Genomic DNA, 11,399 nt, shown 5'->3' on the forward strand with positions numbered 1-11,399 from the left:
AGCGCCCGAATCCGATTGAACCAGTGTGCTTTACGCAGCCAACCCGGAAACACTGGCGCGTGTTCGTAACATGGTTGTCATGATCAAGGCAGTGTTGTTCGACTTCTCGGGGACGTTGTTCCGCCTCGAAGAGGACGAGAGCTGGTTCGCGGGAATCGCCGTCGACGAACGCGAGGTCGACGGGCATGTGCAGGCTGAGCTCATGCGGCGGCTCACTGCGCCGACCGGACGCTCGGTGCAGATGAGCGACGAGCAGTACCACGCCTGGGTCAACCGCGATCTGGCACCACACCTGCATCGTGAGGCCTATCTGCACGTGCTGCGGGAATCCGGGCTCGCCGATCACCACGCCGTCGAACTGTATGAACGGGTGATCGACCCGGACAGCTGGACCGCTTACCCCGACACCGCGACGGTGCTGAAAACCCTTAAGCGACAAGGCATCAAGACCGCCGTCGTGTCCAACATCGCATTCGACATCCGGCCCGCGTTCGCCGCGATCGGCGCCAAGGACGATGTCGACGAGTTCGTTCTGTCGTTCGAAGTCGGCGCGGTCAAACCGAACGCCGCGATCTTCACCACGGCGCTGGACCGGCTCGGGGTCGCCGCACCGGACGCACTGATGGTCGGTGACAGCGAGGAGGCCGACGGCGGCGCGAAGGCTGTCGGTTGCCGGTTCGCCCTGGTGGACCCGCTGCCGACCGCCGAGCGGCCCGACGGACTGCTGACGGCCCTGACAACCTCAGGAATCCAGGCCTAGGCTGACCGCATGGCTGCCGAACGTATCCGGCCACCGTGGTGGCTCAAGTACGTCAACAAGGTGATGATCGGACTGAACAAGCTCGGCGTCGGCAGTGACAAGGGACCGGTGGTCCTGACGGTGCCAGGCCGCAAGTCGGGTAAGCCACGGTCGACCCCCGTGACGCCGATGACGGTCGACGGAAAACGCTATGTCGTCGGCGGCCTGCCGGGCGCTGACTGGACAGCCAACGTGCGCGCCGCCGGTGAGGCGACGGTGCACCAAGGTCGCCGCGCCCAGCGGGTCAGGATGGTCGAAATCCCCGCTGAGCAGGCACGGCCGCTCCTGCGTGAATTCCCCATCCTGGTCCCCACCGGCGTCGGCTTCATGAAGAACGCCGGCCTGGTCACCGGGCCGCATCCGGACGAGTTCGAAGCCCTCGCCGGCCGTTGCCCGGTGTTCCGGCTCGATGCGGTGTAACCGCGCCTACAGGTGCGGCGCCTCCTTGATCTTGCTCTCCTGCTTGCCCGCCGTCTGACAGAACGTCTGCACCGACAACCGCGTCCCGGTGATCTCGAGCTGCGCGGCGTCGGTGCCCTTCTCGTCCTTCAGCATCTTGGCCACCGCATCGTTCTGCGTCTTCTCGTCTTGGCCGAGGAAGTCCTCGCAGGTGGTGTCACCGCCCGTGACCGCAGGGGAGCAGCCGGCGAGCAGTACACCCGCGACCAATCCCGAGAACAACACGCCTGCTGACTTGCCGCATCTGGTCAACGTGACCCCTCTTCTCGTCTGGTGGCGCGCGATACGCACCATCGCGGCTCGTTTCATACCCGGCAACGGTGCCGATGAAACGTCGTCCCGTCGCCGCTCTACAGTCGAGCAGGTGAGCAGCAACCCGTTCGACCCCACGGTTTGGGAGCCGGTGCCCGGCTTCGACGATCTGACTGACATCACCTACCACCGCCACATCGCCGACGGCGCGAAGAAGCCGACGGTGCGCGTGGCCTTCGACCGGCCCGAGGTACGGAACGCTTTTCGGCCGCACACGGTCGACGAGTTGTACCGCGTGCTCGATCACGCCCGCATGTCGCCCGATGTCGGCGTGGTCCTGCTGACCGGTAACGGCCCGTCACAGAAGGACGGCGGCTGGGCATTCTGCTCGGGCGGCGATCAGCGCATCCGCGGGCGCACCGGCTACCAGTACGCCGCCGGGGAAACCGCCGAGACGGTCGACCCCGCCCGCGCCGGGCGGTTGCACATCCTCGAGGTGCAACGGCTCATCCGGTTCATGCCCAAGGTCGTGATCTGCCTGGTCAACGGGTGGGCGGCCGGCGGTGGACACAGCCTGCACGTGACGTCCGACCTGACCCTGGCCAGTCGCGAGCATGCGCGCTTCAAGCAGACCGACGCCGATGTCGGCAGTTTCGACGGCGGCTTCGGCAGCGCGTACCTGGCGCGCCAGACCGGCCAGAAATTCGCGCGGGAGATCTTCTTTCTGGGCCGGGCCTACGACGCCGAGACGATGTATCAGATGGGTGCGGTCAACGAGGTCGTCGACCACGCCGACCTGGAGAAGGCCGGTCTGCAGTGGGCCGCCGAGATCAACGGCAAATCACCACAGGCCATTCGGATGCTGAAGTTCTCGTTCAACCTCATCGACGACGGGCTGGTGGGCCAGCAGGTATTCGCCGGTGAGGCAACGCGTTTGGCGTACATGACCGACGAGGCCGTCGAAGGCCGCGACGCGTTCCTGGAGAAGCGCGATCCGGACTGGAGCAGCTTCCCGCGCTACTTCTGAGCAGATTTGTGCACCGTTACCGGCGGTGACCGCCGGTAACGGTGCACAAATCACTCAGAGGCGGAACCGGGTCTGGCCGTGCGGTGACTTCGCGAACGCCAGCACTTTGTCGGGCGTCACCCGATACACGATGGCCGCCTCGCCCTCGGGGTCGAAAACCTCGTCGTCACAGTCGAAGTCCCAGTCGTCGCCGTATTTGGCGCGATAGGCGTCGGCCAGCGCGGTCAACTCGTGGCGTCCGGTGACCCGGCCCGCCGATCCTTCGACGACGACGTCGAGCCCGGCGTCCCAGGTGTTGGCGCCGGTCGTGACGACGACGGCTGCGCCGCTGCGCAGATTGCGTGCCTTCTGCTCGCCGGGCCCGGTGCAGAACACGAAGGTGTCGTCGACCCAGACCCCGACCAGTGGCGTCACGTGTGGCCTGCCGTCGGCGCGGACCGTGGTGAGCCAGTACAGGCCCGCGGTTGTGAGCGCCTCGGCGGCGGCGGGCCATTCGGTGGGCTGGGTCGCTTCGCTGAAGCGCGGGTCGAGCGTGCCGGTGATCGTCATACCGGTAGAGACTGCCCTGAGTCGGCGAATTCATCGCCGCGAGCAGACGCGGCGGTACCCGCAAACGGCGTGTGAGCGGTACCCCCGCGTCTGCTCGCCGGGGGAAATGGAAGGCAACCTAAACTCACCACATGAGCAAGAACCCGCTGCGCGCGCTGGCCGACCAGGTGTTGCTGACCAGCATGCGTCCCCCGTTGACCGAGCGTCTGCAGGGCCGCGACGACATCGAACTCGCAGGCAAGCGAATTTTGCTGACCGGCGCGTCGTCGGGCATCGGTGAGGCCGCGGCCGAGAAGTTCGCCGCTCGCGGAGCCACGGTGATCGCGGTCGCGCGGCGTCAGGAACTGCTCGACGCGCTCGTCGACCGCATCACCGCCAAGGGCGGGAACGCCCGCGCGCACGCCGTCGACCTGTCCGACCTCGACGCCGTCGATGGCCTCGTCGCCGACGTGGAGCAGGACCTCGGCGGGGTCGATATTCTCATCAACAATGCCGGCCGCTCGATCCGGCGCCCGCTGGCCGAATCGCTGGAGCGCTGGCACGACGTCGAGCGCACCATGACGCTGAACTACTACTCACCGTTGCGGTTGATCCGTGGTCTGGCGCCCGGCATGCGCGAGCGCAGAGACGGCCACATCATCAACGTCTCGACCTGGGGCGTGATGAACGAATCGTCGCCGCTGTTCTCGGTCTACAACGCGTCGAAGGCCGCGCTGTCCGCGGTCAGCCGGGTCATCGAAACCGAGTGGGCCGCGGTGGGCGTGCACTCCACGACGCTCTACTACCCGTTGGTGAAGACCCCGATGATCGCACCCACGCGCGCCTACGACGGGCTGCCGGGATTGTCGGCACAAGAGGCCGCCGACTGGATGGTGACCGCCGCCCGCACCCGGCCCGTGCAGATCGCCCCGCGGATGGCGGTGACGGCCAAGGCCATCAACAGCGTGCTGCCGGGTGTCGTCGACGCGGTCATGAAACGCCAACGCGTCCAACCTGTTTAGGGACGGGTGATCGTTCGCGGCGCCAGCTTCAGCGTGCGGACGTGCTCGGCGATCGCACCGAGATTGGTTGTCCACACGTCGGTGTGGTCGAGCACATAGCGCATGAGGTCGTCGAGTTCTGCTGCGCGCGAAGCCCTTCCGGACAGGAAGGGATGGTTGGTCAACACCCAGCACGCGCCGGCCCGCCGAAGCGCGTCGAACTCGAGCTGCCAGAGCTCGCGTGCCTTGCGGGGGCTTTCGATCAGCCCGGAGCCGGAGATGTCGGGCAGGTAGCAGTACTGCTCCCAGTCGTCGAGGGCCCACTGGATGGGAATCTCGACCAACGAGCTGTCGCCGACCTCGAGCTCGTAGGGATGGTCGGAGTCCATCAGGCTGGAGTCGTAGAGAAAGCCGCGCTCGGCGAGCAAAGCCGGGGTGCGCCAGGACAATTCCCACATGGGTGCGCCGGTATCCCGCCGGTAGCACACCGGCGACCTCGGCCAGCGCTTCCAGCCCACGGTCAAGCGCCTCGACCTCTTCTTCGAGCGTCAACTGCGCGGGCGGTTCGTGCAGATAGCCGTGGTGGGCGACCTCGTGTCCGGCGGACACGATGCTGCGCACCGCCTCGGGATAGCGGTGCGCGGTGTGGCCCGGCACGAAGAACGTCGCGGCGATCTGATGGCGCTCCAGCAGATCGAGGATGCGCGGCACGCCCACGAGCGGTCCGTACGCCTGATGCGACACCACGCTCATGCGGGCCGCGACGGCGTCGTTACCCCACAACACCGCCGACTCGGCGTCCACGTCGAAGGTGAACGCGGCGGCCGCGGCTTTGCCGTTGGGCCAGGTGAATTCAGACATCATCGGCCATCAGGGTAATCAGCTCGTAGGCCAGATTGGCCGCGGCGACGGCGGTGGTTTCGGCGTTGTCGTAGGCCGGCGCGACCTCGACGACGTCGGCGCCGACGATCCGCAGGCCGCGCATGGCGCGCAGCACCGCGACCAGCTCGCGGCTCGTCATGCCGCCGATCTCGGGAGTCCCGGTTCCCGGGGCGAACGCCGGGTCGAGCACGTCGATGTCGATCGACACGTAGACCGGGTGCTCCCCGACCCGCTGCCGGATGCGGTCGATGACCCCGTCGACACCGATGCGGTCGATGTCGCGGCAGTGCACGATGGTGAATCCCAGTGACTCGTCGTCGAGCAGATCGGCCCGGTCATAGAGCGACCCGCGGATCCCGATGTGCGCGGAGTGGTCTTTGACGAGCAGACCCTGTTCCGCGGCAAGGCGAAACGGCGTGCCGTGCGTGCATGGTGCCCCGAAGTAGGGCCCCCAGGTGTCGAGGTGGGCGTCGAAATGCACCAGCGCGACCGGGCCGTGCACGCGGTGCATGGCCTGCAACGCGGGCAGCGCGATGGTGTGGTCACCGCCGAGGGCCACGACTCGCTTCTCCGGTGTGGTCACCAGCCCGGCGATGCCTTCGCGCACCTCGTCGACCGCCACAGCGATGTCGAACGGATTCGCGGCAATGTCACCGGCATCGACAACCTGGGCCGAGGCGAACGGACTGACGTCGAGCGCCGGGTGGTACGGCTTGAGCAGACGCGACGCCTGCCGGATCGCGGCGGGGCCGAACCGGGCACCCGGGCGGTAGGTGACGCCGCTGTCGAACGGCACCCCCACGACCGCGATGTCGTAGTGCTCGACCTCATGGCGCTGCGGCAGCCGCGCGAACGTCGCGATCCCCGCGTACCGCGGAACCGCTTGCGCATCGACCTGTCCGACATTGCCCGTCGCCGACCGCGCATACGGCTGGCTTTCCACCTGATCCCCTTTCGTCATGACGTCATGCCCGCGCCCGGGTCGAGCCGCCGTTGCAGGAGATGACCTGACCGACGACGGCTTCCAAGTCGAAGTCGGACAGCAACTCCACGGCCGCGGCGATCTCGTCGGGAGATCCGATGCGGCCCAGCGGGATCGACTTCGCATACTGCTGCTGCACGGTCGCGAGGTCGACGTCCGCGGCATCGGCGTCGACCTGAAGCTGAGGCGTGTCGGTGACACCCGGAGCCACCGCGTTGACGATGATCCGTTCCGGGGCGAGCTCGCGACCCAACGCCTTCACCAGCGAGATCAGCCCCGCTTTCGACGCCGCGTATGCCGTGGCCTCCGGCCAGCCCGTGACACCCCATTCGCTCGCGATCACCACGATGCGCCCCTGGCCCAGCCGTCGCATATGGGGCAGGACGTGCTGGATCAACTGGAACGTGCCGCCGAGATTCGTGTCGATGACCCGCCACCAGTCCCGCTCGTCGTGCTCGAGCAGCGGAGCCATCGTCATGTAGGCGTGGTTGGCGACCAGGATGTCGAGGCGCCCGGTTGTCGCGGCGACGCCGTCGACGATGCGCGCGCACGCGTCCGGGTCGGACACGTCGCCGATCGCGGTCAGGCCGCCGATCTCGGCGGCAAGCGCGTCGAGCCCAGCGTCACCGCGAATGTCGTTGACCGCCACCGTCGCTCCCGCGGCGGCCAAGCGGCGGGCATGCGCGGCGCCCATCCCCTGCGCGGCGCCGGTCACGAGCGCGACGCGGCCGTGAAGTGAGGTCATATCACCGCTCCCGAGTTCACATTGACGACGTCGCCGACCGAGAACGTGGCGTCGCACACGAGGTACTCCACGCAACGCGCCACCTCGGCCGGCGACGTCAGCCGTCGCAGCGGCAGCGTCGCGAGATAATCTTCGGCGCGCCAAGGTGAATCGGCGGCCAGCAGGGGTGTGTCGGTCGGTCCGGGCGCCACGGCGTTCACGCGCACCCCACGGTCGGCAACCTCGGCGGCCAGGCTGCGGACCAGCCCGATGATCGCGCCTTTCGCGGCGGCGTAGTGCGCGGCCTGGTCACCGCCGCCGACCGCGAGTTCACTGGTCACCGCGACCACCGCGCCGGATCGGCGTTCGAGCATGTCGGGCAGACATGCCCTGGCGGTGTTGAACAGCCCGCCGACGTGCACGCGCAGCATGCGGTGCCACGCCTGTGCGGTGATGTCCGAGACCGGAGCCATCTCGTAATGGCCGGCCGAGGTCACGAGTGCCGCGATCGGGCCGAGCTCGCGGCGGATCTCCGCCACCGCGCCTGCGACCGCGGCCCCATCCGAGACATCCACCCGGACAACGTGTTCTGCGGACGCCTGGCCGCTGAGGTCGAGCGCCCCGACCCGGTACCCACGACGCTGCAGCGCGCCGACGGCGGCCGCGCCGATACCGCTGGCGCCACCCGTGACGACCGCGACCGGTGCCGTACTCATCGACCGGCCACCGTGATGTCGGCGTGTTCGTCGGCCGCCTCGATGTCGTCGATCACGGCGGCGCTGACGATCCGGTGCCGCACGCTCAGCAGGATCGCCAACCCGACGACGAACAGCACCGCCACGGCGATCCACACGGACCAGTCCAGATACCGCTGCTCGTAAACCGCACGCGGCCAGGAGATGTTGAGCATCTGCAGGACCGCCCACACCGCCGCCACGACGGCAACGGGAACGGTCGCGCGTCCGAGCGAGAAGGCTCCGTCCGTCCAGCCGCGGCGCAGCACGACCACGACGAAGCCGATCAGCGGGAACAGGAACGCCAGGTAGAAACCACCGGAGGTGAAGTTGACCATCAGCGAGTAGATGTCGCCTGCGACGATGCTGAGCAGGAAGAGCGCGCCGCCGATGACGGTGGTGACCAGGATGGCGACGACGGGGATGCGGGCCGTGCCGCGCAGCCGGGCCAGCGCGGCCGACGCCGGCAGTGCACCGTCACGGGCGTACGCCCAGATCACTCGCGAGGCCGACGTCTGCAGCGCCAGGAAGCTGGCGAGGAAGCCGATCACGAACAGCACCTCGACCGGCTTGGCGATTCCGTGTCCCAGTGCGGCAGTGAGGGTTTCGTACACCGGGTCGGCAACCGAGCCGGACACGACCGCGTCGAGGTCGGGGATGGCGAGGATGATCGCCAGGCTCGAGTACGCCACCACGAGCGCGATGAACGCCAGTGAGAACAGCACGGCCTTGGGAAGATCACGCCGCGGTTCGTGAACTTCCTCGGCGATGGCCCCCGCGCTTTCGAAGCCCACGAACGAGAACCCGATAAACGCCACCGCGATCAGGAATGGTCCGCTCAGGTACGCCCACATGTCGATATCGGGCCCGCCGCCGTCGAACAACACCGACAGCGAGTTCTGCCGGTGGAACAGCAGCAGCCAGGTGCCCAGGCCGATCGAACCGATGACCTCGGCCACGATGCTGGCGGTCATGAACACCTTGAGCGCACCGCGCCCGACGAGGTTGATGGCCGTCCCGCCGATGAGGATCACGAGCGCGATGACGGCCCGCAAGCCACCCGACGGTGACTCGACGCCGGCGATATTGGCGACGAACCCCGCGGCGCCGAGCGCGACGGTCGCCATCGCGATCACCAAGGTCCACATGTAAGTCCAGCCGGCGAACCACCCGTAGGACGTGCCGAGCAGGCGCCGCGACCACTGATAGATCGAACCCTCGAGCGGCCAGCGCGACACCAGCATCGCGAACACGAGCGCCACCAGCAGCTGGCCGGCGAACACCAGGGCAAAGCCCCACCAGAAGCTGGGGCCCGCCGCGGCCAGTGCGAGGCCGAAGATCGCGTAGAGCGCGACGATCGGCGAGATGAACGCAAATGCGAACGCGAACGCCGACCAGAGCGAGAATTCGCGGCGCAGAACCTGCGAGCCGTCGGGTGAGGACATCGGGTGCTCCCTTGATTCGGTTGGAGGAACTATCACGCCGGCACCGCGCGCCCGCCAAGCGTTTGGAGCGAAGACGCTGCGAACGCACCATCGCCGAACCCCGCCATTGGAGGATCGAACAACGGACCGGGGCGGACACGTGACGACGGCGTTACGCTCGGTCCATGTCGGACCGCAGCGACGTCGCGCCGACGCTGCGTGATCTGCTCGAGTCGAATCTGGGATTGCTCGCCCCCGAGGCCGGCACCGGTGACCTCGACCGGCCGGTCAGCTGGGCGCACACCACCGAGTTGCGCGATCCGACGCGATATCTGCGCGGCGGCGAGTTGGTGTGCACAGTGGGCATCAGCCTGCAGACACCGCAGGACTGCCAGGCGTTCGTGGAGGCATTGGGGCGGGCCGACGTGGGCGGGCTGTGTTTCGGCGTCGGCGATGTCCATGACACGGTTCCCGACGCGCTGATCGCCGCGTGTGCCCGCCAGCATCTGCCGCTGCTCATCGCCCCACCGAACGTGCCGTTCGCGACCGTGAGCCGGTATGTCGCCGACTTCCAGGTCGGCGGCGAGATCGCCGTCGCACGGGCCACCAACACCCTTGTGCCCGAGCTGCTTTCGTCGCAACGCCGGCGTGAGTCGGTGCGCCAGCTGCTGGACCGGGCCGGTCAGGTGCTGGGCTGTTACTTCCTGCTCGAACCCGATGGTGAGCCTCAAGCCGGCGCTACCGCGGTTGCGGTCAACGGCCTCGGCACGTTGGTGTGGGTGGGTAGCGGTGAGCCGCCGGAGAAGGCGCTGCTGGAGGTCATCGCCCGGTTCGCGCAGGCCGCACAGGGTGAACGTGACATCGAATCGGCCCTGGCCCGCGAACGTGTCGGCCAGCTGCTGTCGTTGGTCGAGCGACGCATGCTGCTCCCCGACGCCCTGAGCCAACTGCTGGACTGGCCCGGCCTCTCGGCCCGCGAGGTGGCGTGCTCGGCGTGGCCTGCCGGTGCGGGTGCCCTGCTGTCGATGGCGTTTCCGGCCGCGCTCGTGGGCGATGCGCCGGAGGTCTGCCTGGTGCTGACCGACGAGACCGATGGCCTGACCGCGATCGCCGCCGAGCTGTCGCTACCATCGGGGCATTCGGCGACCGCGCCGCTGGCCGACCTCGGCTCGGCCATCACGCAGGCCCGCATCGCGCTCGATCTGGCCCAACAACACGGCGGCAGCATCGGGCCCGATCAGCTGAGCACGTTCGACAGTCTGCTGGAAGGACTGCCGCTCAATCGGCTCGCCCCGTTCAAGCATCAGCTCATCGATCCGCTGGACCAGATCGATCGCGACCGCGGCACTCAGCACGTCCGCACCTTGCGGGTATTCCTCGCCACCAACGGCTCGCTGATCGATACGGCCCGTGAGCTTTTCCTGCATACCAACACCGTGCGGCACCGGCTGTCGCGCATCCACGAGATCACCGGACGCAACCCACTCAATTTCGACGATCAGGCCGCATTCGCCATCGGCCTCCGGGCCAGCGACCGGGCCCGCCGGATGCCGGGCCGCCAGGACTGATCCGTGTCGCGACCCCAGCCGGGCGGTACGCGATGGTAGACAGGCAGCTATGGAGATACTGGCCAGCCGGATGCTGATCCGGCCGGTCGACTACCCGAAATCGCTGGAGTTCTACCGCGACGGGATCGGCCTGGCCGTCGCCCGCGAATACGGTGCGGGCACGGTGTTTTACGCCGGCCAATCGCTTATCGAGATCGCAGGCCATCACAGCCCCACCGAATCCGGCTCCTTCCCGGGCGCGTTGTGGCTGCAGGTGCGTGACGTGTACGCCACACAGGCCGAACTCGAGAGCCGCGGCGTGCCGATCACGCGGGCCGCGACGCAAGAGCCGTGGGGTTTGCACGAGATGCACGTGATCGACCCCGACGGCGTCACGCTGATCTTTGTGCAGGTGCCCGCCACGCATCCGTTGCGCCGCGACGTCAGGGACTGACGGGAAGACCGTCGTGGCGAAATCGGTACTGGGCCGCGGCACCGCGCGCACGCGGGTACTGGAGGCCGCGCTGACACTGTTCGGTGAACACGGTGTCAGCGGCACCACGCTGCAGATGATCGCCGACAGCATCGGCGTCGGCAAAGCGTCGGTCTACTACCAATTCCATTCCAAGGAAGACATCGTGGCAGCCGCGGCGCAACCGATGTTCGACGACCTCGCGCGCGTGGTGGCGATCGCCGACGCCGTGCCCGACCCGGCCACCCGCCGGGAGATCAGCATCACCGGCCTCATCGAGCTGAGCGTGCGGCACCGCAGACTGGCCGCGGTGCTCACCGGCGACCCGGCGCTGGAGAGCCTGATCCAATCACGCGAGGACCTCGCCGAGACGACCCAGCGCTTCATCGACCTGCTGCTCGGCGGGGCACACGGGCATACGGGCAGAGTCGTCATCTCCATGGTCACCAACGGCATCCATGCAGCCGTGACCGACAAGAGACTCCGGGACGTCAGCGACGAGGACCTGCTCCGGACGCTGCTGGAAGTGGCACAGCAATTGTTGCGCACCACTTCGTATTTCGAGTGA

The 11,399-nt window shown here is 67.8% G+C and carries 13 protein-coding genes and 1 pseudogene; 7 read left to right on the plus strand and 7 right to left on the minus strand.

The genetic code is table 11. The annotated features are described in order from the left end of the window. The first annotated feature begins 70 nt into the window (after positions 1 to 70). On the plus strand, positions 71 to 760 hold the full coding sequence (locus AWC31_RS27765) for an HAD family hydrolase (protein ID WP_085147458.1): 690 nt from the start codon (positions 71 to 73) through the stop codon (positions 758 to 760). A 9-nt stretch (positions 761 to 769) separates the two neighbouring features. After that, entirely contained in the window at positions 770 to 1,219 is a 450-nt protein-coding gene (locus tag AWC31_RS27770; protein ID WP_085147460.1) for a nitroreductase family deazaflavin-dependent oxidoreductase, read from the plus strand. 6 nt (positions 1,220 to 1,225) lie between these two features. Here AWC31_RS27770 and AWC31_RS27775 read toward each other — a convergent pair whose 3' ends face one another. After that, positions 1,226 to 1,552 (minus strand): hypothetical protein, encoded by a 327-nt coding sequence (locus AWC31_RS27775; protein WP_084357069.1) that lies wholly within the window; start codon positions 1,550 to 1,552, stop codon positions 1,226 to 1,228. A gap of 70 nt (positions 1,553 to 1,622) precedes the next feature. Between AWC31_RS27775 and AWC31_RS27780 the strand changes: the two genes are divergently transcribed. Further along, positions 1,623 to 2,537, plus strand: coding sequence for a 1,4-dihydroxy-2-naphthoyl-CoA synthase (locus AWC31_RS27780; RefSeq protein ID WP_085147462.1), 915 nt, complete (start codon positions 1,623 to 1,625; stop codon positions 2,535 to 2,537). Between the two features lie 54 nt (positions 2,538 to 2,591). Here AWC31_RS27780 and AWC31_RS27785 read toward each other — a convergent pair whose 3' ends face one another. Next, positions 2,592 to 3,086 carry a pyridoxamine 5'-phosphate oxidase family protein gene (locus AWC31_RS27785; RefSeq protein WP_085147463.1) on the minus strand — a complete coding sequence of 165 codons (495 nt, stop codon included), beginning with the start codon at positions 3,084 to 3,086 and terminating at the stop codon, positions 2,592 to 2,594. A 131-nt stretch (positions 3,087 to 3,217) separates the two neighbouring features. On the opposite strand from AWC31_RS27785, the gene AWC31_RS27790 reads away from it, so the two are divergent. Beyond that, positions 3,218 to 4,087, plus strand: coding sequence for an SDR family oxidoreductase (locus AWC31_RS27790; RefSeq protein ID WP_085147465.1), 870 nt, complete (start codon positions 3,218 to 3,220; stop codon positions 4,085 to 4,087). Here AWC31_RS27790 and AWC31_RS27795 read toward each other — a convergent pair. From AWC31_RS27795 to AWC31_RS27815, 5 genes and pseudogenes are all read right to left on the minus strand, one after another. Then, positions 4,084 to 4,927: pseudogene (locus AWC31_RS27795) on the minus strand (polysaccharide deacetylase family protein). The gene AWC31_RS27790 and the pseudogene AWC31_RS27795 overlap by 4 nt on opposite strands. Further along, the gene (gene speB / locus AWC31_RS27800; protein WP_207626446.1) at positions 4,920 to 5,909 is read right to left on the minus strand and encodes an agmatinase; all 990 of its coding nucleotides are present in this window, start codon (positions 5,907 to 5,909) and stop codon (positions 4,920 to 4,922) included. The pseudogene AWC31_RS27795 and the gene speB overlap by 8 nt, the downstream one beginning before the upstream one ends. A 4-nt stretch (positions 5,910 to 5,913) precedes the next feature. Next, positions 5,914 to 6,675: an SDR family NAD(P)-dependent oxidoreductase gene (locus AWC31_RS27805; protein ID WP_085147467.1), complete on the minus strand. Its 762-nt coding sequence runs from the start codon at positions 6,673 to 6,675 to the stop codon at positions 5,914 to 5,916. Further along, positions 6,672 to 7,370 (minus strand): SDR family NAD(P)-dependent oxidoreductase, encoded by a 699-nt coding sequence (locus AWC31_RS27810; RefSeq protein WP_085147469.1) that lies wholly within the window; start codon positions 7,368 to 7,370, stop codon positions 6,672 to 6,674. Before AWC31_RS27810 ends, AWC31_RS27805 begins: the two co-directional genes overlap by 4 nt. Further along, the gene (locus tag AWC31_RS27815; RefSeq protein ID WP_085147471.1) at positions 7,367 to 8,833 is read right to left on the minus strand and encodes an amino acid permease; all 1,467 of its coding nucleotides are present in this window, start codon (positions 8,831 to 8,833) and stop codon (positions 7,367 to 7,369) included. The genes AWC31_RS27810 and AWC31_RS27815 overlap by 4 nt, the downstream gene beginning before the upstream one ends. A 164-nt stretch (positions 8,834 to 8,997) precedes the next feature. On the opposite strand from AWC31_RS27815, the gene AWC31_RS27820 reads away from it, so the two are divergent. Genes AWC31_RS27820 through AWC31_RS27830 form a run of 3 tightly spaced genes read left to right on the plus strand, consistent with a single transcriptional unit; the run spans position 8,998 to position 11,399 of the window. Then, the gene (locus tag AWC31_RS27820; RefSeq protein ID WP_085147473.1) at positions 8,998 to 10,380 is read left to right on the plus strand and encodes a PucR family transcriptional regulator; all 1,383 of its coding nucleotides are present in this window, start codon (positions 8,998 to 9,000) and stop codon (positions 10,378 to 10,380) included. A 49-nt stretch (positions 10,381 to 10,429) separates the two neighbouring features. Further along, on the plus strand, positions 10,430 to 10,813 hold the full coding sequence (locus AWC31_RS27825; protein ID WP_085147475.1) for a VOC family protein: 384 nt from the start codon (positions 10,430 to 10,432) through the stop codon (positions 10,811 to 10,813). A gap of 13 nt (positions 10,814 to 10,826) precedes the next feature. Then, positions 10,827 to 11,399 carry a TetR/AcrR family transcriptional regulator gene (locus AWC31_RS27830; protein ID WP_085147477.1) on the plus strand — a complete coding sequence of 191 codons (573 nt, stop codon included), beginning with the start codon at positions 10,827 to 10,829 and terminating at the stop codon, positions 11,397 to 11,399.

Source organism: Mycolicibacterium wolinskyi (assembly GCF_002101965.1).
Lineage (GTDB): Bacteria > Actinomycetota > Actinomycetes > Mycobacteriales > Mycobacteriaceae > Mycobacterium > Mycobacterium wolinskyi.

What these genes read in the sequence shown, in the direction of transcription:
- AWC31_RS27765 (WP_085147458.1), top strand. Translation starts at nt 71, where the DNA reads ATGGTTGTCATGATCAAGGCAGTGTTGTTCGACTTCTCGGGGACGTTG.
- AWC31_RS27770 (WP_085147460.1), top strand. Translation starts at nt 770, where the DNA reads ATGGCTGCCGAACGTATCCGGCCACCGTGGTGGCTCAAGTACGTCAAC.
- AWC31_RS27775 (WP_084357069.1), bottom strand. Translation starts at nt 1,552, where the DNA reads ATGGTGCGTATCGCGCGCCACCAGACGAGAAGAGGGGTCACGTTGACC.
- AWC31_RS27785 (WP_085147463.1), bottom strand. Translation starts at nt 3,086, where the DNA reads ATGACGATCACCGGCACGCTCGACCCGCGCTTCAGCGAAGCGACCCAG.
- AWC31_RS27790 (WP_085147465.1), top strand. Translation starts at nt 3,218, where the DNA reads ATGAGCAAGAACCCGCTGCGCGCGCTGGCCGACCAGGTGTTGCTGACC.
- speB (WP_207626446.1), bottom strand. Translation starts at nt 5,909, where the DNA reads ATGACGAAAGGGGATCAGGTGGAAAGCCAGCCGTATGCGCGGTCGGCG.
- AWC31_RS27805 (WP_085147467.1), bottom strand. Translation starts at nt 6,675, where the DNA reads ATGACCTCACTTCACGGCCGCGTCGCGCTCGTGACCGGCGCCGCGCAG.
- AWC31_RS27810 (WP_085147469.1), bottom strand. Translation starts at nt 7,370, where the DNA reads ATGAGTACGGCACCGGTCGCGGTCGTCACGGGTGGCGCCAGCGGTATC.
- AWC31_RS27815 (WP_085147471.1), bottom strand. Translation starts at nt 8,833, where the DNA reads ATGTCCTCACCCGACGGCTCGCAGGTTCTGCGCCGCGAATTCTCGCTC.
- AWC31_RS27820 (WP_085147473.1), top strand. Translation starts at nt 8,998, where the DNA reads ATGTCGGACCGCAGCGACGTCGCGCCGACGCTGCGTGATCTGCTCGAG.
- AWC31_RS27825 (WP_085147475.1), top strand. Translation starts at nt 10,430, where the DNA reads ATGGAGATACTGGCCAGCCGGATGCTGATCCGGCCGGTCGACTACCCG.